Origin of the sequence: Kitasatospora aureofaciens (assembly GCF_019192735.1) — a bacterium.
GTDB classification, from domain to species: Bacteria; Actinomycetota; Actinomycetes; order Streptomycetales; family Streptomycetaceae; genus Kitasatospora; species Kitasatospora aureofaciens_A.
In genome coordinates this window covers 1-25,894 of record NZ_JAHTKP010000031.1, presented here as the reverse complement: position 1 = coordinate 25,894, position 25,894 = coordinate 1, and the positions used below count along the sequence as shown (strand labels likewise).

The following is a 25,894-nucleotide window of genomic DNA, read 5'->3' as shown; positions in this document are numbered from 1 at the left end:
GACAAAGCGTCAGTCAACGAACCTGAGCCAAGTCTTCGCTTGACGTGAACCGGTCGGGCCTGTCGTGCGTCCGTGCATGGCAGGCCAGACCGGGTTGCGGCTACCGCCGCGGCAGTCGGCGGACGAACACGTCGGCCGCCTTGTTGGTGTCGCCGGGGACGAGCGTGCCGTCTTCCGACGTGAACACCACCGTCGTGCCGAGCGCGTCGATGAACGGCCCGGTGGACGCGCCGGAGGTCTGCGAGCCGTCGGTGGCCACGCTGACCCGCTCGGTGCGGTTGTTCCACAGGTCGAAGCGGAAGACGTCCGAGACCTGGTTGGTGTCGCCGGGCACCAGGTTGTCGGCCGCGGAGCTGAAGTACACCCAGCGGTCGTCCGCCGTCATCCGGCCGTCGTAGGAGTCGCGGACGGTCGTGGTGCCCGGGAGCGCGACGGTGACCGAGCGCTCGGTGCCCTGCTCCAGGTCGCGGACGTACACCTCCAGGTGGCGCGCCCACGGGCTGCTGCCGTGCGAGACGGGCGTCGAGTAGACCGCGAACCGGCCGTCGGGGCTGAGGCTCGGGCTGACCGCGCCCCGGTAGCTGCCCTTGTCGTCCGGGCTGGCGAGGCGGGTCTCCTCGTCGGCGAGGTTGCGGACGAAGAACGGGTAGTTGCGGGGCTTCAGGATCTCCTGCTGGTCGCCGGTGCGGAGGGACGGGCGTGCGAAGTCCTCGTCGGCGGGGGCGTTCTGGTCGGCGGGGGTCTCCGGGGCGGATGCTCCGGGCTGGTCCTTGGCCACGAGGTTGCCCGCCTTGGAGATGAAGCCGACGGTGCTGCCGTCCGCGCTGATCACCGGCGAGGCGGAGGAGTTGTTGGCCTCCGAGCCGTCCGCCCCGACGCTGACCAGGCGGGTCTCCCCGGTCCAGCGGTCGGTGACGTAGATGTTGCCGCCGCGCCAGGTGACCTTGCCGGGCGCCAGGTCCGAGCGGTTGGACTGGTAGGCGACGTACCGGCCGTCCCAGCTGATCGACGGGCTGCCGGAGGAACGGTCCTTCTGCGGTGCGGTCGCGTCGTCGCCGGTGGAGATCAGCTCGGTGCTGCCGGTCAGGCGGTCGTGGACGTAGACGTCCGTGAGGCCGAGGTTGGCGCGGGGCGCGAGGTTGGTGGCGGACGAGGTGAAGGCCACGTAGCGGCCGCTGCCGCTGATGGTGGCCTCGAACGAGTCGCCGTTCGCCTCGGCGCCGTCCTCGCCGACGCTGTCCCGCTCGGTGGTGCCGGTGCGCAGGTCGCGGACGAAGACGTCGGACTTGCCGTTGGTGTCGCCGCGCACGAGGTTGGAGGCCGTCGAGGTGAAGACGGCGAGGCGGCCGTCCGCGCTCAGGCCCTGGGCGTACGAGGCGCCGTTCGGCTGGGTGTTGTCGAGGCCGACGGACACCCGCTCGGTGACGGCGGTCGGCTCGGCCGCCTGCGCGGGCGCCGCCGCCGTGACGGCCAGTGCGGCCGCGGCCAGCGTGCAGGCGGCGCGGAGGACGTGGCGCGTGGAACGTGTTCCGGTCATGTGGTGGGTCCCTCCCCTGGGTTCGGGCCGTGCCGCGTCGAACTCCCCGGCGGCCGGCTCGTGGTGAGCCAACAGTCGGACGGGCGGGTGGTCAACGGTTGCACGGGAGAAGGGACGTATTCACGTCAAATACCTCTCGTACTCGTCACGTACTCCTCGTATTCCTCGTACTCCTCGTACTCCTCGTACTCCTCGGACGAGGCTCCGGGCCGATCGCGCGCGGGATCGCGGCCGGTGATCTGCTTGATCCGCTTGAACTGCTCGATCCGTTAGCGTGAGCGCCATGCGAACCCTTGATCCCCGCACCACCGCGCTCGTCCTGATCGACCTGATGGACCGGATCGTCGCCAACCCGCTCGCCCCGCGCCCCGGTTCGGAGGTCGTGGCCGCCTCGTTGGAGCTCGCGCAGGCCTTCCGGGCGGCCGGCGCGCCCGTCGTCGCGGTGCGCGTCGAGCGGCCGAACGTCGCCGAGCAGCCGCCCGGCAGTGACCTGGTCGGCGAGGTCGCGACGGTGGCCGACGAGATCGTCGTCAAGCGGACGATCGGCGCGTTCCACGGCACCGGGCTGCACGAACTGCTCCAGGCCAGGGGCGTGGACACCGTGGTGCTGACCGGGATCGCGACCAACCTCGGGGTGGAGTCGACGGCGCGCGCCGCCTCCGACCACGGGTACGAGCTCGTGTTCGTCGAGGACGCGATGGCCGCGCTGACGGAGGACGAGCACCGCGCGGCGGTCACGCTGAACTTCCCGCGGCTCGGCGAGGTCGTGGAGCGGACGGCGCTTCGGTTCGGCTGACGTCCGGGTGCTTCAGACGTCCGGGTGTATCTGACGTCCGGGTGTTTCAGGCACCCCGGTGATTCAGGCGCGCTCGAGGGCCTCGCGCAGCCGACCGCCGGAATCCGCGAGCAGGCGGGCGGCGGTCGGCGCGTCGACGTCCGCGAGCAGGAGCAGGATCGCGTCCTTCGCCCGGCCGTCGGTCGCCGCCAGCGCGCGGCGGACAGCGGCATCATCGGCTCCGGTCGCCTCGGCGACGATCCGGCGGGCGCGCTCGCGGAGCTTGGCGTTGGTGGCGCGGACGTCGACCATCAGATTTCCGTAGGTCCGGCCGAGCCGGATCATGACGGCCGTTGAGATCAGGTTGAGGACGAGCTTCTGCGCCGTGCCCGCCTTCAGCCGGGTCGAGCCGGCGAGCACCTCCGGGCCGGCCTCGACCTCGATCGTCAGCTCGGCTGCTTCTGCCAGCGCCGAGTGCCGATTGCAGGCGAACCCGATGCTCAGCGCCCCGGCGGCGCGCGCATACCGTACGGCGGCGACGGCGTAGGGCGTCCGGCCGGAGGCGGAGACGCCGATCACGGCGTCGGCCGGGGTGAGCGCGAGGGCCGTGAGGTCGGCCTCGGCGAGGTCGGGGCGGTCCTCGGCCCCCTCGGCTGCCTCGGTGACGGCGGTGGGACCGCCCGCGATCAGCCCGGTGACGAGGCCCGGCTCGGTCCCGAACGTCGGCGGGCACTCGGCGGCGTCCAATACCCCGAGCCGCCCCGCGGTGCCGGCGCCGGCGTAAATGAGCCGCCCGCCCGACTCCATCCGCTGCGCCGTCGCGTCGACGACGGCGGCGATCCGCCCCAGCTCTCCGGCCACAGCCACGGGGACGGTCCGGTCCTCGGCGTTCATGAGGCGGAGGAGATCGAGCGTGGGCAACTCGTCGATCTCCGCCCAGTCGGAGCGGATGGCCTCGGTGAGCGGCGGCGCGTCCTGATCCATGTCATCCATGGGAACGAGCCTCCCCGGGTGTGACGGCCGCCAACCCGGGCAGGTGCCTGATGAGCGAGGTCAGCACCCATGAGCGAGCACCGGACTGTCGTCGAACTCCTGGCCCGATACGGCACGACGTACGCCGAGGAGGCAGGAATCGCGTTGCGGGACAAACCTGCGCCGCTGTACCAGCTCCTCGTGCTCACTGTGCTGTGTTCCGTCCGGATCAGCGCCGCCACGGCCACCGCCGCGGCCCGTGAGCTGCACGCCGCGGGGCTGCGAACGCCGCGGAGGATGGCTGGAGCGGACCGGCGCCTGCTGATCGCGGCGTTCGGCCGGGCCCACTACGTGCGGTACGACGAGAGCACCGCCACGGCGCTCCGTCGCGGCGCCGAGCTGTTGCTCGACCGCTGGCACGGGGACCTGCGCCGGCTCCGCGACGAGGCCGAGGGAGAGTCCGAGCGGATCGGCGAACTGCTGCGGGAGTTCCCCCGGATCGGGCCTGTCGGGTCGGCCATCTTCCGGCGCGAGGCGCAGGCGGTCTGGCCTTCGCTGCGGCCGTTCTTCGACGAGCGGACGATGACGGAGGCCAGGGCGCTCGGCCTGCCGGGAGGACCGGCCGCCCTGGCCGCGCTGGTCCCGCCGGAGGACGCGGCCCGGCTGGCGGCGGCGCTGACGCGGGCGAGCCTGGACCATGTGGATGCGGATGGCCTTGGGGCTGCGGCGTGAGCCGTTAGTCCGCCTCGGGTTGGACAGGTCAGCGGGTAGGCGGTGACAGGCCAGACGTGCCACGAGTCGGAGTCGGTGATCTGCCCGACAATGCGGGGCGGGGACGGGTCACGTGGTTCTGGTGCGCTGTGGCGGAGGTGCTGCGGACTTAGCCCGTCGCTACGGGAATACCGGCGGGGCGTCCGGCGAGCAGGGCCGCGAGGTGGTCGGCGCAGCGGACGGCGGCTTCCGCCATGGCTGTTCGGGTCATTCCGGCGACGTGCGGGGTGAGCAGGGCGTTGGGCAGGCCGAACAGGGGTGAGGCGAAGGCGGCGTGCTCGTGGGCGAAGGTGTCGACGGCGGCGGCTGCCAGGGGGTGAGCGGGGTCGCGCAGGGCGTCGGCGAGGGCCTGTTCGTCGACGATTCCGCCGCGGGCGGTGTTGAGCAGGATCGATCCCGGCCGCAGCAGGGCGAGTTCGCGTCGGCCGACCAGCCCCCGCGTCTGGGGGGTGAGCGGGAGGTGGAGGGAGATGACGTCGCTGGTGGCCAGGAGGGCGTCGAGGGTGGGGACTTGGCGCGTCGGCGGCGAGGCCGGGCGGCGGGAGTGGGCCTGGACGGTCATACCGAGGGCGGACGCGCGTGTCGCGAGCGCCTGACCGATGCGGCCCAAACCGGCGATGCCGAGGGTCAGTTCGGACAGCTCGGCGGGCGGTGCGGCCGGTGCGCCCCACTGGCCGCGGTGGGCGGCGTCGTTGTGGGCGGCCAGGTCCCGGGTGAGGGTGAGCAGTTGGGCGAGGGCGAACTCGGCGACGGCGTTCGCGTTGGAGCCCGGCGTGTGGGTGACGGCGACGCCGCGGCGGGTGGCGGCGGCCAGGTCGACGTGGTCGGTACCGGCTCCGGCGCGGCCGATCACTCGGAGCCGGCGGGGCAGTTCGGGGTCGGTGGCCGCCGCGAGAAACGGCGCGCGCAGCGGTACGCCCGCGCGGGACTTGAGCGCGTCGAAACCGGAGCCGGCGCGGAACTCGGCGATCAGGGCCGCCTCGCCGAACGGGTCGAAGTCGGTGAACTCGACCCGGTCCGACCAGGTGGCCCGCGCACCCGCCCGGTCGTCCACGCGCCGCAGGTTCAGCGTGACGGCCAGTCCGTGGCCGACCAGGCGCTCCAGCTCGCGGTCCAGCAGGGCCCCGGGCGCTGCGTCGAGCAGCAGGACTCTCATGCGGTCCATGCGGTCCATGCGGTCCATGGTGAAGGGTCGGTCAGGCCATCCAGAAGAAGACGGCGGTCATCCGCCGGTCCGCCAGCTCGGTGCCGTAGTAACTCGTGGCGCTGTGGATGAGGTTGGCGTGGTAGAGGAGCAGCTGGTTGTAGCGGTTGGGGACGCGGACGTCCTCGGTGAAGTGGTCGGCGGGCACGTGCCGGGTGCCGAGGGCCTCCACCAGGTTGTTGTGCGGTGGGTTGACGAGGTTGCCGCCGAGCCGGCCGCCCGGGAACTGCTGGCGGTAGAAGCTGGTGCCGGCGTCCTTGGGCGCGCCAGGGCTCAGGTAGAGCACGGCGGCGTAGCGGCAGAGCGCGCGGGAGTCGGTGTGCGGGCGGGACTCCGACTCGCCCGCGCCGACGACCTGGACACAGTTGTGGTTGAGCGTGCCGCCGCCCGGGGTGCTCTGGACCCAGAGCCGGGAGGCGCCGGTGGCCTTGCGGACCTGGGCCTCGACGCGGGCGAGTTCGCCGGGCTCCAGGCCGGGCAGGGTGCGCAGCCCGGGCCAGGTCTCCGGGCGGTAGGGGTAGCCCTCGGTCCAGTCGTCGCGGGCCAGGCAGCGCTCGCGGACCGCGTCCGGATCGGGCAGGACGTTGTCCAGGACCCAGAAGTCCCGGCCGCGGGTGGGCTTGCGGTAGGGGAGAACCGGCAGGGCCGTCGGCCTGATGGGCTGTGGGGGCATGGGCCGACGATAGGGGCGGCGGGCGTCAACTTTCTGCCGTGAGCAGGTCAACCTTTCGTCAAGTGCTCGTGGGGGCACGGGTGCTGGGGCGGTCGCTTGGACCGGCGTTCTTGGGCGTGCGGGCTCATGGGTTCGCGTCAGGATGCAGGCCGGACGGCGAAGTCGCCGAGCGCGCCTTTCAGCCGGTCGAAGGCTCGGACGGCCGATGGGCGCACCGCCGCCGCGATGGTGTCGTGCTCCTCTCCGGCCAGGGTGCGGCGGAACACCTCGGTGGACACCGCCCGGGGGACGGCGGCGAGCAGCCCGGCGGCCACCCGGCTCTCGAAGTCGCCGGGTATCGCGTGGACGGCCTCGGCGAGGGCTGCGGCGAGCGCCGTCTCGCTCTGCTCGTGCAGCTCGCGCAGCCGGGCGGTCAGGGCGGGGCTCTCGGTGATGGTGCGGGCGAACGCCTCACCGGAGAAACCGAGCGCCGGGTCGTGCCGGTCGATCTCGGCCAGGCAGGTGCGGCGCAGCGCGGCCAGGGCGGACTCGCCGGGGGCGCGCTCGGCGACCGCCCGGGCGTACCGGGCGACGATCTCCTCGTGCAGGTCGAGGAAGAGGTCCTCCTTGCGTGGGAAGTGGTTGGTGACGGTCATTTTGGCGACGCCGGCGGCGGCGGCGACGTCGGCGATGGTGGTCCGCTCGAAGCCCTGGTTGATGAAGAGCCTGGTCGCGGCGTGCGAGATCGCCTCGCGGGTGCGGCGCTTGTTGAGCTCGCGCAGGTTCGGGGTGGTCTCGGTCATGGCAGGAGCCTAGCGCAGGTCGGTGGGTCGAGCACAGGAATTAGGCTTGACCTAATTCATGGGTTCGACCTAAGTTCTTCTCGGGCGGCCGGAGAGGCCGTCGGGCGGACGATCCGTACGGACGGATCCGCACGGACGATTTCGGGGAGGGGTCATGACCGCATCGGTCAGGACGGCGGGCAAGGAACTGACGGAAGGTAAGGGGGAGAAGAGCCACAGGGTGCGGGCCGGTGGGCGGGAGCCGCTGCCGCCGGGCCTGATGAAGATGGGTGCGGTGCTCGCGCTGGGCCCGGTGCTGGCCCTGCTGGACACCACGATCGTCAACGTCGGCATCGATTCCGTCGTCCGCGACCTGCACAGTTCGATGGCGGCGGTGCAGTGGGTGTCCACCGGGTACCTGCTGGCGATAGCGCTGGTCATGCCGCTGTCCGGCTGGGCCGCCGGGCGGTTCGGCGCCGGGCGGGCGTGGCTGGCGTCGGTGGTTCTGTTCGTGCTCGGGTCGGCACTGTGCGGGCTGTCCTGGTCGACGGGCAGCCTGATCGCCTTCCGGGTCCTCCAGGGGATCGGCGGCGGCATGATCCAGCCGCTCGGGCAGACGATCATGGTGCAGGCGGCGGGGCCGTCCCGGATCGGGCGGGTGATGGGCACGCTGCTGCTCCCGATCAGCCTGGCGCCGGTCCTCGGGCCGATCCTCGGGGGTGTGCTGCTGGAGCATCTGAGCTGGCGGTGGATGTTCCTGCTGAACGTCCCGGTCGGGCTGCTCACCGTGCTGCTGGCGTTCCGGCTGGTACCGGCAGACGGCGCGCCCGCGCAGCTTCGGCCCCGGCTGGACGTGACCGGGCTCGCGCTGCTCTCGCCTGGCCTGACCGGGCTGGTGTACGGGCTCTCCACGATCGGGGACGGCGGCTGGGCCGGCCCGGCGGCGGTCGCGGCGGGGGCGCTGCTCCTGCTGGCGTACGGGTGGCACGCACTGCGGCCGGTCCGGGGCGGTGGCCGCGCGCCGCTCATCGACCTGCGGCTGTTCGCCCGGCGCGGGTTCTCGGTCGCGACGGCGAACTCCTTCCTGCAGGGCGCGGCCCTGTACAGCTCGATGTTCCTGGTGCCGCTCTACTACCAGCAGGTCCAGCACGCCGGGGCGGTGGAGGCCGGGCTGCTGCTGGCGCCGCAGGCCCTCGGCACCGCGGTCACCTCGCTGCTGGCCGGCCGGATCGCGGACCGCTTCGCCCCGCGACCGCTGATCCTGCTCGGCATCGCCTGCTCCCTGGTCGGCACGCTCGCCTTCACCCGGCTCGGCGCGGGCGGGGGCCCGGCGGACTGGCTGCTGGCCGCCTCGCTGGCCCTGCGCGGGGCAGGCATGGGGATCATCCTGATCCCCGGCATGGCGGCGGTGTACTCCACTGTCGAGAAGGCCCAGGTGCCGGCCGCCGCCGGTGCGGTCAATGTGCTCAACCGGCTGGGCGGGGCGCTGGGCACCGCGGTGCTGACGCTGGTCCTCCAGCGCGCCCAGGCCGGCCACCCGGGGCACCCGGCCGCGGCCTTCGGTGACACCTTCTGGTGGGTGCTGGCCCTGTCCGCACTCGCGATAGCCCCGGCCCTGCTCTACCCGGGCACCCGCAAGGCGGCCTGACGGTCCGGCGCGGAACCGCGCGGCGCTCATCCTTGCTCAAGACATTTGTTGATCAACTCTCAGGAGGACTCATGTTCACCAAGCACCCCGGCGGTCTCCGCCTGCTCACCGTCCATGCCCACCCGGACGACGAGTCCAGCAAGGGCGCGGCCACCCTCGCCCGGTACGTCGCCGAGGGCGTGGACGTCCTGGTCGCCACCTGTACCGGAGGGGAGCGCGGTTCCGTCCTGAACCCGGCGATGGACCGCCCCGAGGTGTGGGCCGAGCTCCCCCGGATCCGGCGGGAGGAGATGGCCGCGGCCCGGGACATCCTCGGCGTGGGCCAGCGGTTCCTGGGCTTCACCGACTCCGGTATGCCCGGCCCCGGCGAACCGCTGCCCGACGACTGTTTCGCGGCACAGGAGGTGGAGGTGGCCGCGGCCCCGCTGGTCGCCCTGATCCGCGAGTTCCGCCCGCACGTTGTGGTCACGTACGACGAGACGGGCGGGTACCCGCACCCCGACCATGTGATGACCCACCGGGTGACGGTCGAGGCCTTCGAGGCCGCCGCCGATCCGGACCGCCACCCCGAGGCGGGGGAGCCCTGGCAGGCGGCGAAGCTCTACTACCACCTGGCGCTCTCCCGGGCCTGGTTCCAGACCCTGCACGACGCGATGACGGAGCAGGGCGTGCCCTCGGCCATGGGTGAGCTGCTCGCCGACTGGCCGGACACCCCGCCCGCCCTCGCCACCACCACCCGGATAACGTGCGCCGAGCAGTTCGCGGTACGGGACGCCGCGCTGCTCGCGCACGCCACCCAGGTGGAGCCCGGCGCCGCGTTCATGGCCCACCCGCGGGACATCGAACGCGAGGTCTGGCCGACGGAGGACTACCACCTCGCCCGGTGCCTGCTGCCGGGCGCCGGTGAGGTGCCCGCGACCGAGCTGTACAAGACCGGGCCGTACGAGACCGACCTGTTCTCGGGGCTCCGCTCGTGAAGGTCGTGAGATTGCTGAAAGGAGGGCGTGGATCGCCATCCCCCAGAGCTCCTGACGACGCTTACTCCCCATCCCCCGACGGCACTTGAGGGAGGGCGCGGAACAGGGCAGGTTGATCTCATGACGAATCATGAGATCGCGACCGATGAGCAGAAGCCCCTGGAAGGCAGGGAGCTGCGGACCCGCACCCATACGTGGGAGGCCGGTCCCCCCATCTCCGCCTATGCGCATCTGACCGGGGAGGAGATCCTCCAGGAGATCATCGCCGGCCGGATCCAGCCCTCGATCTGCAGCACACTGGGCTTCCACCTGACCGAGGCGAAGGCGGGTTTGGCGGTCTTCGAGGGCGAGCCCGGCGAGCATCTGTACAACCCGATGAACACCGTCCACGGCGGCTTCCTCGCCACCCTGCTCGACTCGGCCCTCGGCTGCGCCGTCCTGAGCCGGCTGCCCGCCGGACTCGGCTACACCACCACACAGTTGAACGTCCACATGGTGCGCCCGGTGTTCGCCGACTCGGGGCTGCTGCGCTGCGAGGGCACGGTGGTGCACCTCGGCCGGACGGTGGCCACCGCCGAGGCCCGCGTCATCGGGGCGGAGAACGGCAAGCTGTACGCGCACGCGACCACCACCTGCGCGATCCTGGCCCCGCGCCCGGAGGCCTGACGGGAGCGGGCCCCGGTCGCCGCAGGCAGTGACCGGGGCCCGAAAGTAAGGAGGGATGACGGGCTCAGGGATACCGGGCTCAGAGCGAGGCGAGGACCCCGCAGAGGGCGAGGAAGCCGCAGATGCCGAAGTTGATCAGCTTGTGGGAGAGGAAGACGGCGGCGAATTCGCGGATGGTTGCGCTCGGCCAGTAGTACGCGGCCGTCGGCGAGCCGAACACCTGGCCGTTGACGTCGGTCTTCCGGGCCGTGAACGCCGCCCGGAAGGCATGGAAGTTGTTGGTGACGATAACGCAGCGGTAGCCGGGCTTGGCCTGCTCCATGATGGCCTTGCTGAAGGAGCAGGTTCTCCTCGGTGGTGCGCGAGCGGTCCTCGCGCTCGATGTGCTCGGCGGGGAAGCCGCGCTCCACCAGGTAGCCGGCCATGGCGTGGGACTCCGGCAGCTTCTCGTCCGGGCCCTGACCGCCCGAGGTGATCAGGACCGGCGGGTTGCCGCGCGCGGCCTGCTTCTCGTACACCTCGCGACCCCGGTTGAGGCGGCTGGCCAGCAGCGGCGGCACCCGGTCGCCGCCCCGGCCGAACCGCAAGGCGCCGACGGCGACCGGCCCCGGCCGGAGTCGGAGCCGGAGCCGTGCGTGGAGGCTCACACGCAGTGACGGCCTGCCCGGAAGAGCCTCACCGGATCCCCTCGACCGCCGCCTGCGCCGCCCGGGCCAGCTCCCGCCGCGCCCCCCACCGGGTGGGCTGCGGATCGGGGGCCGGGATCGGCGGCAGGAACGTCACCTCGGCGACCAGCCCACGCACCGCGACCACCCGGGCGAGTGAGGTGAGCAGCCCGTCCTCGCCGACGAAGGCGGGCGCGCTGGTCGGCCGCCCGTCCGCCAGCCGGTAACGGATCGTTACCGGCTGGACGAAGGCGCCGGTCTCCACCGCGGCCTGGAACAGCGCCGGCCGGAACCGGCCGCTCTCCCGCCCGCACCAGGTCGACCCCTCCGGGAAGACGATCACCGGGTGGCCCGAGCGCAGCACCCGGGCGACCGCCTCGACCGTGTCCGGCAGGGTGCGCAGCCGGTCGCGGTCGAGGAACACCGTGCCGCCCCAGGCGATCAGCGGCCCGAGCACCGGCCACTTCCGGACCTCGGTCTTGGCCAGCGAGCGCCCCGGCCGCCCGGTGGCGATCAGCGGGATGTCCAGCCAGGAGACGTGGTTGGCCACCACGAGCATCCCGCCGCCCATCGCGTCGCCGGGCCGGTCGAGGTGGACGGTGACCCCGAGGGCGCGCAGCAGCGTGCGGGCCCAGAGCCGGATCATCCGGTCCCGGGCCTCCTGCGGGAGGAAGCGGACCGGCAGGCTTAGCAGGACGCCCGCCGCCACCGCCGCCAGGCACAGCGTCAGCCGCAGCGCCCGCCGGGGGTACGAGACCTCCGGCGAGGGCTCGGCCAGGCAGGTCTCGGGGCGGCAGGGCGCGGTCGGCAGCCACACGCTCATGCGCCCGCCTCGCTTCGCTCAGCAGGCGCTTCGCGCAACACGCACCTCTCGATGATTCGCTCGCTAGGCTCGCTCATGCGCCCGCCCCAATTCTGCCGCTGTGCCCGCTCATGACTGTGGGCCCAGCGGCTGGGCGGGCACTCCGGCGAGGAAGTGCCGCAGGTAGCGGGGGTCGGTGCGCTCCAGCGAGAGCAGCACGTAGAGGTCGGCGCAGGCGAAGTCCGGGTCGTACGCGGGCTCGCCGCAGACCCAGGCGCCGAGCCGCAGGTAGCCGCGGAGCAGGGCCGGCAGCGCGCCCCGCTCGGCGCGCGGCACGCCGGTGGCGTCCCAGCGGCGGTGCGGGGTCACCCGGTACTCGTCGGGGGCAATGTACTTGGCGCTGACGGTGTCCCAGACCCGGGCCGCGGTGGCGCCGCCGTCGTCGAGGGGGATCGAGCAGCAGCCGCCCACCCAGGTGTTGCCGGTGTCGGCGAGGTAGCGGGCGATGCCGCCCCACATGAGGTTGATGACGGCGCCGTTGCCGCGGTGGTCGGCGCGGATGCAGGAGCGGCCGAGCTCGACCAGCCCGGGCCGGACCGGCGCCAGCGCGGAGAGGTCGAACTCGCCGTCGGAGTAGAGCCGTCCGGCGCGGCGGGCGGCCTCGGGGCGCAGCAGCCGGTAGGTGCCGACGACGGGGCCGTGCTCGCCCTCGCGGACGAGCAGGTGGTCGCAGTACTCGTCGAACGGGTCGACGTCCAGGCCGGTGACCGGGCTGTGCAGGACGGCGCCGAGCTCCTCCGCGAACACCTGGTGGCGCAGCAGCTGGGCGGCGCGGACGTCGTCCTCGTCGCGGGCGAGGGAGACGGTGTAGGCGGGCGCCGCCGGCGGGTTCTGGCGCGGGGCGGGCACGGCCGGGGTGCCGTGGGTGGGGGCGACTGCGGTCGGAGTGTACGTGGGGACGGTGGTCATGGCGGACCCTCCAGGGCAGCACGGACGGGGGTGCCGCGGTTCGGTGCGACACCGGCCCGGTTCGCACCCGTCGGGCATGGATGCGAACCGGTCACCGTATGTTTCTCCGTGCCGGCTGGAATTCACGTTGCCGTTCGGGGGAGGACAGATGTGCAGCTGCTGAATGGGGCCACCCGCGCCCCGGTGGTCATCTGCCGGGCACCTGCGGGTCGTTCGGCGCTCGCCGGGTGGGGGTGGACAACCGGGGTGCCGACCGGGACGCGGTCAGTACGCCCGCCACCCCTGCGGGTCGACGCCGCCCGGGACGGCCGCGTCCGGGCCGTACGGCTCGCGGGTGAGGACGAAGGATCCGAGGTCCAGGTGGCTGACCGTGCCGTCGGCGGCCCGGACCACGCGCAGGCTCTCGCCCGCGTAGTAGTTGTCGAGCCCGGTCCAGGTGCCGTCCGGCTCGGCGCGGAAGCGGGAGCTGCGGTTGCCGCCGGCGAGCGGGCCGAGCTCCAGGCCGCGGTCGGCGGTGAGCCGCAGGGCGTGCGGGGCCGCGCCCCAGTACCAGGGGCCGGTGAGCGCCAGCAGTTCCTCGTCCACCTCGGGCAGCGGGCGCCATGGTGCGGGGATCCGCGGTTCGTGCTCGGCGGTGAGCGTGATCAACTGGGCGGCCAGCAGCGGGGTGTTGGCGCCGGTGGTCGCGTTGGACAGGGCGAGGGCCGCCAGGCCGTCCTGTTCGCTGACCCAGAGGCCGGCCGTGAAGCCCGGCATCGAGCCGGAGTGGCCGTACAGCACCCGGCCCTCGTGGCGCAGCAGTTGGAGGCCGAGGCCGTAGGTGCTGGTCCAGTCCGGGTTGTCCGGGCCGACGGCGGGGCGGCGCATCTCGGCGAGCGTGGCGGCGGCGAGCACCTTCTCGCCGTCGAGTGCCTTCCCGTCGCCGAGAGCCTTCTCGCCACCGAGCACCGACTCACCGCCGTCGGCGAGGAAGGCGGCCCAGCGCGCCAGGTCGGCCGCGGTGGACCAGAGTTGGCCGGCCGGGCCCATCAGCCCGGTGTCGGTGAGCGGTTCCGGCAGCATCACGTCGGCCCACGGGTGGACGGCGAAGCCGCCGGCGTGCGGGTGCTCGGGGAGCAGCGTGGTGCGGTCCATGCCGAGCGGGGCGAGCACCTCGCGGCGCAGCACCTCGCCCCAGGGCTCGCCGCGCAGCTTCTCCACCAGCGCGCCGAGCAGGGCGTAGCCGGGGTTGGAGTAGTGGTGGCGGCGCCCGGCCGGGTGCTTGAGCGGGGCCTCGGACTCCAGCAGGTCGGAGAGTTCGGGCCGTAGGCCGCCGTCGGTGCGCTCCCACCAGGGCCCGGGCGTCTCGGCGGCGAGCCCCGCGGAGTGGGAGAGCAACTGCGAGATGGTCGCGTCGTCGGCCGGGGTGCCGGGCAAGTGGCGGCCCAGCGGGTCGGCGAGGTCGAGCAGGCCCTCGTCACGCAGCCGCAGGACCAGCACGGCGACGAAGGTCTTGGTGAGCGAGCCGATCCGATACTGCACGTCGGGGGTCGGCGCGTGCCCGTCGACCATGCTGCGGGCCCCGCTCCAGACCAGCCGCCCGTCCCGCACCACCCCGGCGACCAGCGAGGGCGTCCGGCCCTCGGCCTGGGCGACCGCGATCCGGTGCAGCAGGGCGCGGCGGGTGGTGGGCAGCAGCTCGTCAAGCAGGTCGGTCATCTGATCTTCTGAATCCTGGGGCATGGACGGACAGTAGCCCAGCCCGGCGTCGGACCCCGGTGAATATAGGGTCAGGCCGGCAGCGGCGGGAGTTCCGGCCGGTGCAGCCAGGCGTCGAAGAGCGGGGCGAGTGGCGCGTCGGCGTACCGGGAGGCGTGGGCGAGCAGGTCGGCGGTGGTGACCACCCCGTGCCGGTTGATGCTCGTCCAGTCCTTCAGCATCGCGAAGAAGGAGGTGTCGCCGAGCGCGCGCCGCAGCGCGTGCACGGCGAGGCCGCCGCGCTGGTAGAGCCGGTCGTCGAACATCAGCTTTCGGCCCGGGTCGGCCGGCCGCAGGTCCTGCGGGAGCCTGGCCAGCAGCGAGTGCGCGGCAGCGGCGTGGGTGGCCGCGGCGGGGCCGCCGGCGTGCTCCGACCAGAGCCACTCCGCGTACTTGGCGAAGCCCTCGTTCAGCCAGATGTGCCGCCAGTCGGCGATGGTGACGCTGTTGCCGAACCACTGGTGCGCCAGCTCGTGCGCGATCAGCCGCTCCCGCCCCCAGCCGCCGCCGAGGTGGTTGGTGCCGAAGGTGGCCACGCCCTGCGCCTCCACCGGGACGTCCAGCTCCTCGTCCGCGACGACCACCGCGTACTCGCCGAACGGGTACGGCCCGAAGGCCTCGGCGAAGTACGCCATCATCTCCGGCTGCCGGCCGAAGTCCTCGGTGAAGGAGGCCACCAGCGGCTCGGGCACGTACCCGGTCTGCGGCACCGCCGGGCGCGCGGCGAGCGGCACCGGCCGGTAGTGGCCGATCGAGACCGTCACCAGGTACGGCGAGGTCGGCGCGCTCTGCTCGTACACCCAGGTGGTGCTGGACGCCCGGGTGGTCCGGGTGAGCAGCCGGCCGCTCGCCACCACGGTGAACGGCGACGGCGTGGTGACCGCTATCTGGTAGGTCGCCTTGTCCGCGGGCCGGTCGTTGCACGGGAACCAGGACGGTGCGCCGACCGGCTGGCTGGCGACCAGCGCGCCCTCGGTCAGCTCCTCCCAGCCCAGGCCGCCCCACGGGCTGCGCACCGGGCGCGGGTTGCCGCTGTAGTGGACCTCGACGGTGAACGCCGCGCCCGCCGCCAGCGCCTTGGCCGGGCGGATCCGCAGTTTGCCGGCCCGGTGGGTGTAGCGGGCGGCCCGGCCGTCCACCAGGACCCGCCCGATCCGGAACTCGGCCAGGTCCAGCGCGAACCCGTCCAGCGCCGCGTCGGCCACCGCGCTCAGCCGGGCCGAGCCGCCGAGCCGGTTGGGCCCGGGCCGGTAGTCCAGCGCGAGCTCGTAGCGGTGCACCCGGTAGCGGTGGTCGCCGCTCTGCGGGAAGTACGGATCCGGGGCACCGGCGGCCGCCGGGACGTGCTTGAACTTCACGGGGACGGGCGCTTCCTGCGGGCCGGGACGGGTGGTCATGGCGTGGTCTGCCACGCCTCGATGGGGTTGCCCAGCCACCGCGTGTCGGCGGGGACGGACTCGGCGCGCATCACCAGCGAGGCCGGGCCCAGCGTGCTGCGCGCGCCCACCGTGCTGCCGGGCAGCACGATCCCGCCCGGGCCCAGGGTGGCGCCCTCGCGGAGGATCACAGTATCCATCCGCATGATTCGGTCGTGGAAGAGGTGGGTCTGCACGACGCAGCCCCGGTTGATGCTGACGCCGTCCCCGATGGTGACCAGGTCCGCCTCCGGCAGCCAGTAGCTCTCGCACCAGACGCCGCGCCCGACCCGCGCGCCGAGCGCGCGCAGCCACAGGTTCAGCACCGGCGTGCCCGGCACCGCGCCGACCAGCCACGGCACGGCCAGCACCTCGACGAAGGTGTCGGCGAGCTCGTTGCGCCACACGAAGCCGCTCCACAGCGGGTGCTCCACCGCCCGGAACCGTCCGACCAGCAGCCACTTCGCCGCCACCGCGACCAGGCAGGCCACCGCGCCGGCCGCCGGCAGGAGCAGGCCGGACAGCAGCGCGGCCACGCCCGCCGACCAGGACGCCGCCAGCCACGACAGCGCCGCGACGGTCAGCACGCCGAGCGCCCCGGAGGCCAGCACCGGCAGGAGCCGGCCCAGCTCGACCAGCCCGCGCGCCCACAGTAGCCGGGCCGGCGGCTCGTAGGTGAGGCTCTGGTCCGCCTCGTCCGCCGCGCGCGGCAGCCGCATCGGCGGCATGCCCAGGTAGGAGCCGCCCTTCTTGGCCTTCTCCGGCGTCGCCGACAGCACCCCGACCAGGCCCCGCTTGGGCACCGCCCGTCCGGGCGCGGTCATCCCCGAGTTGCCGAGGAACGCCCGCTCGCCGACCTTCGCCTCGCCGAGCCGCACCCAGCCGCCGCCCAGCTCGTACGGCGCCATCAGGGTGTCGTCGGCCAGGAAGGCGCCGTCGCCGACGGTGGCCAGGCTGGGCAGCGCCAGCACCGTCGACACCTCGGCGCCCCGGCCGACCCGCATCCCGAGCGCCCGCAGCCACAGCGGCGTGACCAGGCCCGCGTACAGCGGGAACAGCACCTCGCGGGCCTGGTCCATCAGCTGGGTGACGGTCCACGCCTGCCAGCCGACCCGGCCGTGCAGCGGGTGCACGCCCGGCGTCAGGCCGAGGCTCAGCAGCCGGACGAGCGCCACCAGCTGCGTCGTGTACACCGCGCCGTACGCCAGGGTGGCCGGCAGCAGGCCGAGCAGGGCGCCGCCGAGCGCCGCGCCGAGGCCGTCGCCGGGGTGGACGAATCGGGAGAGCACCGCGACCGCGGCGACCGCGGGCAGCACCGGCAGCAGGCCGAGCGCCGTGCCGCCGGCGCCGTACAGCGCGGCCCAGCGGGCCCGGCGCGGCGGGCGGTCCTTGGGCCAGCTCCGCTCGACGCGGCCCAGCTTGACGGCGGGCGCGCCGCCCCAGCGCTGGCCGGTCGGGACCTGGCCGGTGACGCTGGAGCCGGCCACCACCTGGGCGCGCTTGCCGACCCTGGCGCCGGGCAGCAGCGTCGACCGGGTGCCGACCACGGCGCCGGAGCCGACCTTGACCTGGCCCACCTCCAGCCGGTCGCCGTCCAGCCAGTAGCCGCACAGGTCCACCTCGGCCTCGACCGCGCAGCCCCGGCCGAGCTTCAGCATCCCGGTGACGGGCGGCAGCGAGTGCAGGTCCACCTCGGGGGCGACCTTCGCGCCCAGCGCCCGGGCATACCGGACCAGCCAGGCGCCGGACAGCGAGGTCGCGCCGCTCACCTCGGCGAGCCGCTCGGCGGCCCAGAGCCGCAGGTGGGTGCTGCCGCCGCGCGGGTAGCTGCCGGGGCGCAGGCCGCGCAGCAGCAGCCGGGCGCCGCCCGCCGCGATCGCGAGCCGGCCCGCCGGGGTGTACAGCGCGAGCGCGCCCGCGCCGACCGCCCACCAGGAGGCGGTGGACGCCCACGGGTAGTCGCCGAGGTGGGAGAGCAGGTTGCCGGCGGCCAGCAGGGCGACCGTCCAGCGCAGGCCGACCACCGTGAACAGCGGGATCAGCAGGAGCAGCTGCAGGAGTTTGGCCCTGGTCGGCACCGGGGCGACGGTCCGGGCCTCGCCCCCCTCGGCGACGGTGCGCTCCAGGTGACGGGCGAGCTTGCGCAGCGTCGGGTGCTGGTAGATGTCCAGGACGGCCGCGCTCGGGTACCGGGTGCGCAGCAGCGTGGTGAGCCGGGCGGCGGCGAGGCTGCCGCCGCCGATGGCGAAGAAGTCGTCGCGCGGGCCGGTGACCGTCACCCCGAGGATCTCGGACCACTGCTCGGCCAGCCAGGCCTCGGTGCCGTACAGCTGCTCGGTCGGCCCGGCGGTCTCCAGCTCGGGCAGCGGCCAGGGCAGCGCGTTCCGGTCGACCTTGCCCGAGGTGCGGGTGGGCAGGGTGTCGACCGGCGCGAGCAGCGGGACGAGGGCGGCCGGCAGCTCGGCGCGCAGCCGTTCGACGGCCTTCTCGCGGTCGAAGCCGTCCTGGACGACCAGGTAGCCGACCAGCAGCTGGTTGCCGCCGCGCGCGGTGCGGACGGCGGCGGCCGCCCCCGCCACGCGCGGCAGGGCCTGGAGCGCCGCGTCCACCTCGCCGAGCTCGATCCGGCGCCCGCCGAGCTTGATCTGCTCGTCGGTGCGGCCGAGGAACAGCAGCCCGGCCGGGTCGGCCTGGACGAGGTCGCCGCTGCGGTAGGCGCGGTCCCAGCCGAGCGAAGGCAGCGGCGCGTACTTCTCGGCGTCCTTCTCCGGGTCGAGGTAGCGGGCCAGGCCGACGCCGCCGATCACCAGCTGCCCGGTCCCGCCGGGGGCGACCGGCTCGCCTGCCTCGTCCACCACAGCGAGGTCCCAGCCGTCCAGCGGCAGGCCGATCCGCACCGGGCCGTCGCCGGTCAGCAGGGCGGCGCAGGCGACCACGGTGGCCTCGGTGGGGCCGTAGGTGTTCCAGACCTCGCGGCCCTCGGTGACCAGGCGCTGCACCAGCTCGGGCGGGCAGGCCTCGCCGCCGAAGATCAGCAGCCGCACCTCGTTCAGCGCCTCGGCCGGCCAGAGCGCGGCCAGGGTGGGCACGGTGGAGACCACGGTGATCTCCTGGTCGGCCAGCCACGGGCCCAGGTCGGCGCCGCTGCGCACCTGCGAGCGGGGGACGGGCACCAGGCAGGCGCCGTGCCGCCAGGCCAGCCACATCTCCTCGCAGGAGGCGTCGAAGGCGACGGAGAGCCCGGCCATCACCCGGTCGCCCGGGCCGATCGGCTCGTCCCGGAGGAAGAGCGCGGCCTCGGCGTCGATGAAGGCGGCGGCGTTGCGGTGGGTGACGGCGACGCCCTTGGGGCGGCCGGTGGAGCCCGAGGTGAAGATGATCCAGGCGTCGTCGGCGGGGGTGGGGCGGCGCCCGGGCGCGGCTTGCGCGGCCTGTGCGGTCTGCGTGGCCTGTGCGTCCCGTGCGTCCCGTGCGTCCCGTGCGTTCGTGCGGAGGACTGCGAGGGCCCGCTCGGCGCCGAGCACGGCGGCGACGGCGGCCTCCTCGAACACCAGCTGGGCCCGCTCGTCCGGGTCCTCGGCGTCCACCGGGACGTAGGCGGCCCCGGCGGCGAGCACGGCGAGGATCGAGACGTACAGGTCGTTGGTCCCGGAGGGGACGCGCACGCCCACCCGGTCGCCCGGGCCGATCCCGGCGGCGGCGAGCCGGCGGCGCAGCTGCTCGACCTCGGCGGCGAGGGCGCGGTAGCTGAGCAGGACGCGCCCGTCGTCGAGGGCGGGCTCGTTCGGATGGGCGCGCACGGTGGCGTCCAGGACGTCGACCAGGGTGCGCGGCGCGGCGGCCGGGAGGCCTGGGAAGAGGGCGCGTGGCGGTGTGCTGTTCGGCTCCGGCCGGCTCGGTTCGGCTGTCATGGCAGCTCGTGCGCTCCTCGTCCTCGCCCCGTCCCGACCGATGCCCAGCCCTTGGGGGCGGTGGGAGCACTCGCCTGACCGGGTGATCCCAACTCCGGGGCCGGAGCGGACAACCTGACCGATGGTAGCCCGGGGTGACGGGTGCCGTACTGCCCAACACCCGACCCAACTCGGCCGCAAATGAACAAATCTGACGCTTCTTCAGTCGATAACTGAGTCTCCGTGGCATGAATGTGACGACATGTCAGTCGCTTTGACGAACCGTCAGGACAGATTCTCCCTCGTGATCCATGCCACAGCGAATACTGCTCCTTTCGGGTGGCGGGCCCGGGTTTTCGGCCGGAATCAGGGGTGTTTCCGGCCGTCGCCCGGGCTCGCCATGCCCTCGGGAGGGTCAGCGGAAGAGGTGCAGGTGCTCGTCCAGGAAGGCCGCCAGGGTTCGCGGGACGCGTCCGGTCAGGCGGGTGACGGTGTCGTCCGGCACCTCCCGGCGGACCACCGCGAGCCGCTGGATCTCCACCACGTGGGTGGCCAGCCAGTCCGGCATCCCGGCCCGCGTCATCAGGTGGGCGTGCAACTCGTCGGGGGAGAGGTCGACGTAGTGGACCGGCCGGCCGAGCAACTCGCCCAGCAGCCCGGTGAGCTCCGGGTGGCTGTACGCCCGCCCGCCGGTGAGCGGGTACGTGCCACCGGTCAGCTCCGGTCGGGTGAGCACGTCGGCGGCGACGTCCCCGATGTCCCGGACGTCGACGTAGTTGCAGCGCGCCTGCCCCATCGCGCCGTGCACCACCCCGGCCGCGGCGATGCCGGGGGCGAGGAGCAGCAGCTTCTGCATGAAGGCGTACGGGCGCAGCACGGTGGCGGTGACGCCGGTGGCACGCAGGTGCTCCTCGACCCGGTGGTGGCCGCGTGAGACGGCGACGGGGGAGAGCGGCTCGGCCGCCGGGGCGGAGATCTTGACGATGTGCTCCACGCCGCTCGCCACGGCCAGCTCGACGGTGCGCAGCTCGTACTCCACCTGGCGCGGGCCGTTGGCCATGGCGAGGAAGAGCTGGCTGGCGCCCTTGAGTGCGGCGCGCAGCGAATCCGGGTCGGCCGCGTCGGCGAAGGCCGTCTCCGTCAGCGCGAGGGTCCGGTCGTCGAGCGAGGCCGCGAGACGGGTGGGGTCGCGGCTGAGCGCGCGGGCCGGCGCGCCGAGGGCGGCGAGGCTGCGGAGGGTGGCGCCGCCGGTGGCGCCACCGGCACCCATGATGACGATCATGACGTCTGCCTTTCGGGTCGCGGGGTGATCCGGTGCTGCGGGAGGTGGCGCGGGCGGCTGCCGCGCCAGCGCCAGGTGATCAGGGTGGCGGCGATCGCCGAGGAGACCGGCAGGTCGACGGGGAGGCGACCGGGCCAGGCGCTGCCGGCCAGTGCCGGGATGTGCGGCAGCCAGCGCGCGCCGGCGAGGCCGACGGCCAGGGCGACGGTGGCGCAGCCGAGCGCGAGGACGATCGCCGGCAGGGCGCGGGGCGCGCGGGCCGCCCAGGAGTGGGCGGGGCGGCGGCGCAGCCGGGCACCGAGCAGCGCCGCGACGACGGCCGAGGTGCCGGCGATGGTGGTGACGGCGGCGATCATCAGCTGGGGCTGACGGGTCGCGAGGCCGCCGATGCCGGCCATGACGGCGGGCATGACGTAGGCGGCCAGGACCTCGCGCCGCAGGACGAAGGGCGGGGGTGCGCCGGGGGCCTTCTTGCGCACGGCTTCGGCTCCTTTCGGTGGCTGGTTCAGCGACCAGCCTGGTGATTAGGTGGCTAACTATTAATGCTTAGGTGCCTAACTGGTTGGGTGTGAAGAACGGCGGGCCGCAGTTTCGGGCAGCCCCCCGTGATCAGTCGGCGGTCAGGGCGTCGATGCCCTCGACGACGCGGGCGAGCAGGTCGAGGAAGGTGGTGCGCTCCTCGACGGAGAGTCCGCCGACCATGGCCTGCATTCGGGTGTAGTGCTCGGGCGCCAGGTCGCGCAGCCGGTGGGCGCCGCGCGCGGTGAGGATCACCACGTTGCCCCGGCCGTCCTCGGTGGACGGGCGGCGGGCCACCAGGCCCTCCCGTTCGAGACCGTCGACGAGGCCGGTCACGGTCGCCCGCGAGACGCCGAGGCTCGCCGCGAGCTGGGAGGGCGACTTCTCGCCGCCATGGTCCTCCAGGTCGGCCAGCAGTCGGTAGCGGCCGGTGGAGAGCCCGAAGCGGGCGAAGTGCACCTCCCCGGCCTGGCCGAGCCGGGCACCCGCCGCCATCAGCCGGGCCGCGACCAGCACCGCCTGCGGATCGGCCGTGAGGCCGTAGCGGGCGATCTGGCGTCGCGCCTGATCGAGGGTGGGGGCGCCGCTGCCGGCGTAGGGGTGCTGCGTCATGAAAGTAATATGGTGGCTAATCAGTCGCCCGGTCAAGTCGGTGGGGCGGGTTGTGCCCGGGTGGCACTACGCGGCCCGGGGCGCGATCCGGGGCGGGGTCCAGTCCGCATGCTTCAGCACCGTCCGGACCATCGCGCCGGGCGGGGTGAGCCGGATCGCCGCGTTGCGCAGGCCCACCGCGAGCGGATTGGCGAGCTGCTGCCCCATCTTCCCCGCTCGGCGGGCGTCCCGGGCCACCGTCTGGCTGCGCGGGCGGCGGGCCGCGTCGTACCGGGTGAGCGCCGCCTCGACGGTGCCTGCCCCGGCGACGGCGGCGGCGAGCGTCACCGCGTCCTCCAGCGCCTGGCAGGCGCCCTGGCCGAGGTGCGGCGGCATGGCGTGCGCCGCGTCGCCGAGCAGCGCGATCCGGCCGACGGCGTACGAGGGCAGCGGGGTGACCAGCTCGTTGACGTCGTGGTGCAGGACGTCCTCCGGGCGGGTCGCGGCCAGCAGGGTCGGGATCGGCTCGTGCCAGCGGGCGAAGCGGCGGCGGACCTCGGCCAGCGGGTCCCGGTAGCGGACCCCGGCCGGGGCGTTGAGGACGGCGTGCCACTCGGCCCGGCCGTCCGGGAAGGCGATGTGGCCGAACTCGGCGCCGTGGCCCCAGGTGATCTCGAAGTCGGCGGTCAGTCCGTCGACGGGCCGCTCGGTGATCGCCCGCAGGACGGTCGAGCCGCTGTACACCGGGCCGGGGTGGGAGGGGAAGAGTCGGCGGCGCAGCTTGCTGTTGATGCCGTCGGCCGCGACCACGAGGTCGGCGTCGAGCGTGGTGTCGCCGTACGTCACCTGGACGCGGGACGGCGAGGTGGTGACGACGTCGGTGACCTCCGCGCCGATCACCAGCGATCCGGCGGGCAGCGCCTCGCGCAGGATCCGGTGCAGGTCGGCCCGCGGGATGCCGACGATCGGGGCACCCAGCTCGCGCTCCAGCGCGGCGCCGTCCATCAGGGCCAGCCGGCGGCCGTCCGGGGTGCGGGTGCCGCCGGTGTACTGGCGCCGTGCGGCCGCCTCGACCGCCTCGCCGACCCCGAGCGTGGCGAGTGCGCGCATCCCGTTGGCGGCCAGCGAGATGCCGGCGCCCGCGTCGTCCAGGACCGCGGCCCGCTCGACCACGGTCACGTCCCACCCCGCCAGCCGAAGCCCGATCGCGGCGGCCAGCCCGCCGATCCCGCCCCCGACCATCACCGCGCTGTTGCTGCTCATGCCCGGTCCTTCCCGTGTTGCCGCTGCTGTCTTCTACAGCTGTAGAAGGAGCGTACTACGGGCTTACGCGGGGCGTGGCGGAGGTCGCCCAGGGTGGGGTGTGAGCGGCGAGGTGGGGGGTCGGGGTTGCCGCGGGTGGGGTGTGGGCGAGGGGGTGGGGGCGGGGGCCGCCGGGCGGGTGCCGGCGGAGAGGTGGGGCCGGGGCAGGTAGAAAGGGGGGATGCGGCATGAGCAGGGGCAGAGGCAGGGCGACGGGCGGGACCGGCGGACGGTGCTCGCGGACGCGGCGATCGGTGTGCTCGCCGACGCGGGCGTGCGCGGGCTGACGCACCGGGCGGTGGACGCGGCGGCGGGACTGCCGCTCGGGACCACCTCGGCGTATCTGCGCACGCGGCAGGCGCTGCTCACCGCGCTGGTACGCCGGCTGGTCGAGCTTGACCAGGGGGAGCTGCAGACGATGGGGGAGCAGGCTCCGGTGGCCCGCTCGGCCGAGGAACTGGTCGACGGGATCGGGGTGTTGATGCGGCATCGGCTCACCGGGGAGGGGCGGCGGCGCTCGCTCGCGCGCTATGCGTGCGCGGTCGAGAGCGTGCGCGATCCCGAGTTGCGGGAGATCCTCGTCCCGCGCGAGAACGCGGGCCGCGCCGCCGTCCGCGCCTTCCTCGCCGAGCAGGGCGTGGCCGACCCGGACGGGCGGACCACGACACTGCTCGCCTGCGTCGACGGCCTGGTCTTCGACCGCCTGGTGGGCGGCGGCGAGGTCGGCGCGGACGAGATCCGCGGCCTGGTCGCGGCGGCCCTGCGCGGTCCGGGCACGCCCTAGTACTCCAGTGAGACTTTGTGATCGGCTCCCAGTGACTGACGATCCCGCTTGCCATCGGGGTCAGCCGCGACTGTGTCCAGCTTCCTCCGCCTGCTCTCGGGCTGCCATCACGTCTTCTCCGTATTCGAAGGCCCAGGTGCCGAACGCTTCGAGCGGCTCCAGCAGTGTCCGCCCCAACCCAGTGAGGGAGTACTCCACGCGCGGCGGCGACCCGGCGTACGCGCGGCGCTCCACCAACCCGTTGAACTGGAGCCGACGCAGCGTCTCTGTAAGGACTTTGGGGCTGATCCCGCCGATCCGCTCGCGCAGCTCACTGGGCCGCGCGGGGCCCCCGCGTAGCGTCCACACCACCACGGCGTTCCAGGTGTTGGCGAGCAGGTCGAAAGCGAGCCGGGCACGGCAGTCGGCGACAAATCCCTGATCAGTGGTCACTTACCAGATGGTGCCCGAGCAGCTTCCTAGTGTCGTCCCGAATCCGACTACAGGGATCACTACGAGAGGCTGGAATGATGAGGATCGGGATTGCCGGTACGGGCAACATGGCGCGGGTGCTGGGTACACGATGGTCGCGTGCTGGCCACGACGTACTGGTGGGCGGGCGGGACCCCGGCCGCGCCGCGGCCCTGGCGGACCAGATCGGCGCACAGGCGGGGACTCTGCGGGACGCGGCCCAGCACGGCCAAGACGCGATGCTACTGGCCGTACCGTACTCAGCGGCGATCGGCGTGGTGTCCGGCCTGGCCGACACCGTACGAGGCCGAACGCTGATTGACTGCACCAACCCGATCGTGCCGGGCTTCGTCCTTGAGACCCGGGGCGGCCCCTCGGCGGCCGAGCGCATCGCGGCCGCAGCGCCCGGCGCGTCCGTGGTCAAGGCATTCAATCTCTGTCATGAGAGCGTGTGGCGTTTGACCCCGCCGGTCTTCGGCGGACGCCCCCTCGCGGTGCCGATCTGCGGTGACGATGCACCGGCTCTCGAAGCGGTACGGTTCCTTGTCCGCGACCTCGGCTGCGTGCCGGTCGACGGAGGAGGGCTCGACCGGGCAGGCCTGCTGGAGGCGACGGCCGCACTCCTGATCGGCCTGTGGGTGGGTGAAGGTGCGGACGCTCAGGCGATCGCACCGCCGCTGGAGTACGCGGGGGTTGATCTCTTCTGATCCGCGATCCTGCGTCGGACCGACGCGGGAACTGGCGCGGCCACTGCGTGATCATCGGGGCTTGTGTGGACTCCTGAAGATCGTGCGGTGGCCGCGGGCCACGGCATAGACGCGGCCCGGTGGCGGGCGATGTTCGACCAGGCCATGGCCCGGATCGCGGGCCGGTTTCGGCGGGTGGAGCCTCGTGCTACCGCCCGTGCCTTCGTGCTCGGGCTTCTGTCCAGCGTCGAACGGAAGAACTGCTGGCGGCTGGCCGAGCAGGCCGGTCACGTCCGCGACTCCGCCCTGCTCGCCGAGGCGTTCGGCGACGTAGTGCTGGAGCTCGTCGCGGATTTCGTCCGCGTCCCAGCGGGCGCCGGCGAGCAGGTGCTGGAGGCCGTCGGGGGTGGCGTGACCGGCGTATTCGGCCAGCTGCCAGCCGTTCTTGCGTCCGACAGGGCCGAGCAGGCCGCGGACGTAGTCGCGCATCCGGCGGCGTGGCTCCACGCGGCTGAAACGGTGGCCGACGCGGAGGAAAAGGTCTTCGAGTTCGTTGTCCCAGGTCTCGGCTGCAGGAACGTTGATCACGACGTGAGGCTGCCCCGCCCCTGCCACTACCAACGCCGGCTGCACACGATCGAGGGGCGGTCCCATGAAGACCGCCCCTGACCGGACATCAGCCCACTACACTCGATGGCGTCCCGCTGAGTGGTGTAGCAGGGATCTTGGTGTAACCCCTGGTCATGAAGGAGCCATCGCGCAACTCTCCGAGTAGGAAGGCTCGTTGAGTGAGAGGTGCGCGATGGCCTTGTCCCAGT

The 25,894-nt window shown here is 73.6% G+C and carries 22 protein-coding genes and 2 pseudogenes; 7 read left to right on the top strand and 17 right to left on the bottom strand.

The window, feature by feature from the left end:
* Positions 1-100 precede the first annotated feature (100 nt).
* Positions 101-1,537: a hypothetical protein gene (locus tag KV557_RS25890; protein WP_218203887.1), complete on the bottom strand. Its 1,437-nt coding sequence runs from the start codon at positions 1,535-1,537 to the stop codon at positions 101-103.
* A 283-nt stretch (positions 1,538-1,820) separates the two neighbouring features.
* Here KV557_RS25890 and KV557_RS25885 point away from each other — a divergent pair, with 283 nt between their 5' ends.
* The gene (locus KV557_RS25885; RefSeq protein WP_218203886.1) at positions 1,821-2,333 is read left to right on the top strand and encodes an isochorismatase family protein; all 513 of its coding nucleotides are present in this window, start codon (positions 1,821-1,823) and stop codon (positions 2,331-2,333) included.
* Between the two features lie 63 nt (positions 2,334-2,396).
* Here KV557_RS25885 and murQ read toward each other — a convergent pair whose 3' ends face one another.
* The gene (murQ, locus tag KV557_RS25880; RefSeq protein ID WP_218203885.1) at positions 2,397-3,305 is read right to left on the bottom strand and encodes an N-acetylmuramic acid 6-phosphate etherase; all 909 of its coding nucleotides are present in this window, start codon (positions 3,303-3,305) and stop codon (positions 2,397-2,399) included.
* A gap of 69 nt (positions 3,306-3,374) precedes the next feature.
* Here murQ and KV557_RS25875 point away from each other — a divergent pair, with 69 nt between their 5' ends.
* On the top strand, positions 3,375-4,016 hold the full coding sequence (locus KV557_RS25875; RefSeq protein ID WP_218203884.1) for an endonuclease: 642 nt from the start codon (positions 3,375-3,377) through the stop codon (positions 4,014-4,016).
* 148 nt (positions 4,017-4,164) lie between these two features.
* On the opposite strand, the gene KV557_RS25870 is transcribed toward KV557_RS25875, so the two are convergent.
* The 3 genes from KV557_RS25870 to KV557_RS25860 form a co-directional block, all read right to left on the bottom strand.
* On the bottom strand, positions 4,165-5,229 hold the full coding sequence (locus KV557_RS25870; protein ID WP_256177955.1) for an NAD(P)-dependent oxidoreductase: 1,065 nt from the start codon (positions 5,227-5,229) through the stop codon (positions 4,165-4,167).
* Between the two features lie 22 nt (positions 5,230-5,251).
* Positions 5,252-5,932 (bottom strand): DUF6445 family protein, encoded by a 681-nt coding sequence (locus KV557_RS25865; RefSeq protein ID WP_218203883.1) that lies wholly within the window; start codon positions 5,930-5,932, stop codon positions 5,252-5,254.
* A gap of 137 nt (positions 5,933-6,069) precedes the next feature.
* Entirely contained in the window at positions 6,070-6,714 is a 645-nt protein-coding gene (locus tag KV557_RS25860) for a TetR/AcrR family transcriptional regulator (RefSeq protein WP_218203882.1), read from the bottom strand.
* A gap of 154 nt (positions 6,715-6,868) precedes the next feature.
* Here KV557_RS25860 and KV557_RS25855 point away from each other — a divergent pair, with 154 nt between their 5' ends.
* The 3 genes from KV557_RS25855 to KV557_RS25845 all read left to right on the top strand — a co-directional run bounded on the left by KV557_RS25855 (position 6,869) and on the right by KV557_RS25845 (position 9,984).
* Entirely contained in the window at positions 6,869-8,341 is a 1,473-nt protein-coding gene (locus KV557_RS25855) for an MDR family MFS transporter (protein WP_305149019.1), read from the top strand.
* A 71-nt stretch (positions 8,342-8,412) separates the two neighbouring features.
* Positions 8,413-9,318 (top strand): mycothiol conjugate amidase Mca, encoded by a 906-nt coding sequence (gene mca / locus KV557_RS25850; RefSeq protein WP_218203881.1) that lies wholly within the window; start codon positions 8,413-8,415, stop codon positions 9,316-9,318.
* 120 nt (positions 9,319-9,438) lie between these two features.
* Entirely contained in the window at positions 9,439-9,984 is a 546-nt protein-coding gene (locus tag KV557_RS25845) for a PaaI family thioesterase (RefSeq protein ID WP_218203880.1), read from the top strand.
* Positions 9,985-10,063: 79 nt separating this feature from the next.
* Here KV557_RS25845 and KV557_RS25840 read toward each other — a convergent pair.
* The 10 genes and pseudogenes from KV557_RS25840 to KV557_RS25795 form a co-directional block, all read right to left on the bottom strand.
* Positions 10,064-10,625, bottom strand: a pseudogene (locus KV557_RS25840) (YdcF family protein); the annotation flags it as partial.
* Positions 10,626-10,659: 34 nt separating this feature from the next.
* On the bottom strand, positions 10,660-11,472 hold the full coding sequence (locus tag KV557_RS25835; protein WP_218203879.1) for a lysophospholipid acyltransferase family protein: 813 nt from the start codon (positions 11,470-11,472) through the stop codon (positions 10,660-10,662).
* 108 nt (positions 11,473-11,580) lie between these two features.
* Positions 11,581-12,420 (bottom strand): GNAT family N-acetyltransferase, encoded by an 840-nt coding sequence (locus tag KV557_RS25830; RefSeq protein WP_218203878.1) that lies wholly within the window; start codon positions 12,418-12,420, stop codon positions 11,581-11,583.
* Positions 12,421-12,684: 264 nt separating this feature from the next.
* The gene (locus tag KV557_RS25825; protein ID WP_218203877.1) at positions 12,685-14,118 is read right to left on the bottom strand and encodes a serine hydrolase domain-containing protein; all 1,434 of its coding nucleotides are present in this window, start codon (positions 14,116-14,118) and stop codon (positions 12,685-12,687) included.
* A gap of 71 nt (positions 14,119-14,189) precedes the next feature.
* Positions 14,190-15,554: a M1 family metallopeptidase gene (locus KV557_RS25820; protein WP_218203943.1), complete on the bottom strand. Its 1,365-nt coding sequence runs from the start codon at positions 15,552-15,554 to the stop codon at positions 14,190-14,192.
* On the bottom strand, positions 15,551-19,483 hold the full coding sequence (locus KV557_RS25815) for a Pls/PosA family non-ribosomal peptide synthetase (protein WP_218203876.1): 3,933 nt from the start codon (positions 19,481-19,483) through the stop codon (positions 15,551-15,553). Before KV557_RS25815 ends, KV557_RS25820 begins: the two co-directional genes overlap by 4 nt.
* Positions 19,484-19,877: 394 nt before the next feature.
* Positions 19,878-20,744: an NmrA family NAD(P)-binding protein gene (locus tag KV557_RS25810; RefSeq protein ID WP_218203875.1), complete on the bottom strand. Its 867-nt coding sequence runs from the start codon at positions 20,742-20,744 to the stop codon at positions 19,878-19,880.
* Positions 20,741-21,223 (bottom strand): hypothetical protein, encoded by a 483-nt coding sequence (locus KV557_RS25805; protein ID WP_218203874.1) that lies wholly within the window; start codon positions 21,221-21,223, stop codon positions 20,741-20,743. The genes KV557_RS25810 and KV557_RS25805 overlap by 4 nt, the downstream gene beginning before the upstream one ends.
* Before the next feature lie 130 nt (positions 21,224-21,353).
* Positions 21,354-21,875: a MarR family winged helix-turn-helix transcriptional regulator gene (locus KV557_RS25800; RefSeq protein ID WP_218203873.1), complete on the bottom strand. Its 522-nt coding sequence runs from the start codon at positions 21,873-21,875 to the stop codon at positions 21,354-21,356.
* A gap of 66 nt (positions 21,876-21,941) precedes the next feature.
* Positions 21,942-23,117, bottom strand: a complete 1,176-nt coding sequence (locus KV557_RS25795; RefSeq protein ID WP_218203872.1) for an FAD-dependent monooxygenase — start codon at positions 23,115-23,117, stop codon at positions 21,942-21,944.
* A gap of 220 nt (positions 23,118-23,337) precedes the next feature.
* Here KV557_RS25795 and KV557_RS25790 point away from each other — a divergent pair, with 220 nt between their 5' ends.
* Entirely contained in the window at positions 23,338-23,940 is a 603-nt protein-coding gene (locus tag KV557_RS25790) for a TetR/AcrR family transcriptional regulator (protein ID WP_218203871.1), read from the top strand.
* 60 nt (positions 23,941-24,000) lie between these two features.
* Here the strand turns inward: KV557_RS25790 and KV557_RS25785 are convergent, their stop codons facing one another.
* Positions 24,001-24,372 (bottom strand): winged helix-turn-helix transcriptional regulator, encoded by a 372-nt coding sequence (locus KV557_RS25785; RefSeq protein ID WP_218203870.1) that lies wholly within the window; start codon positions 24,370-24,372, stop codon positions 24,001-24,003.
* A gap of 77 nt (positions 24,373-24,449) precedes the next feature.
* On the opposite strand from KV557_RS25785, the gene KV557_RS25780 reads away from it, so the two are divergent.
* Positions 24,450-25,097, top strand: coding sequence for an NADPH-dependent F420 reductase (locus tag KV557_RS25780; protein WP_218203869.1), 648 nt, complete (start codon positions 24,450-24,452; stop codon positions 25,095-25,097).
* Between the two features lie 183 nt (positions 25,098-25,280).
* Here the strand turns inward: KV557_RS25780 and KV557_RS44935 are convergent.
* A pseudogene (locus KV557_RS44935) lies at positions 25,281-25,661 on the bottom strand (transposase); the annotation flags it as partial.
* Between the last annotated feature and the right edge of the window lie 233 nt (positions 25,662-25,894).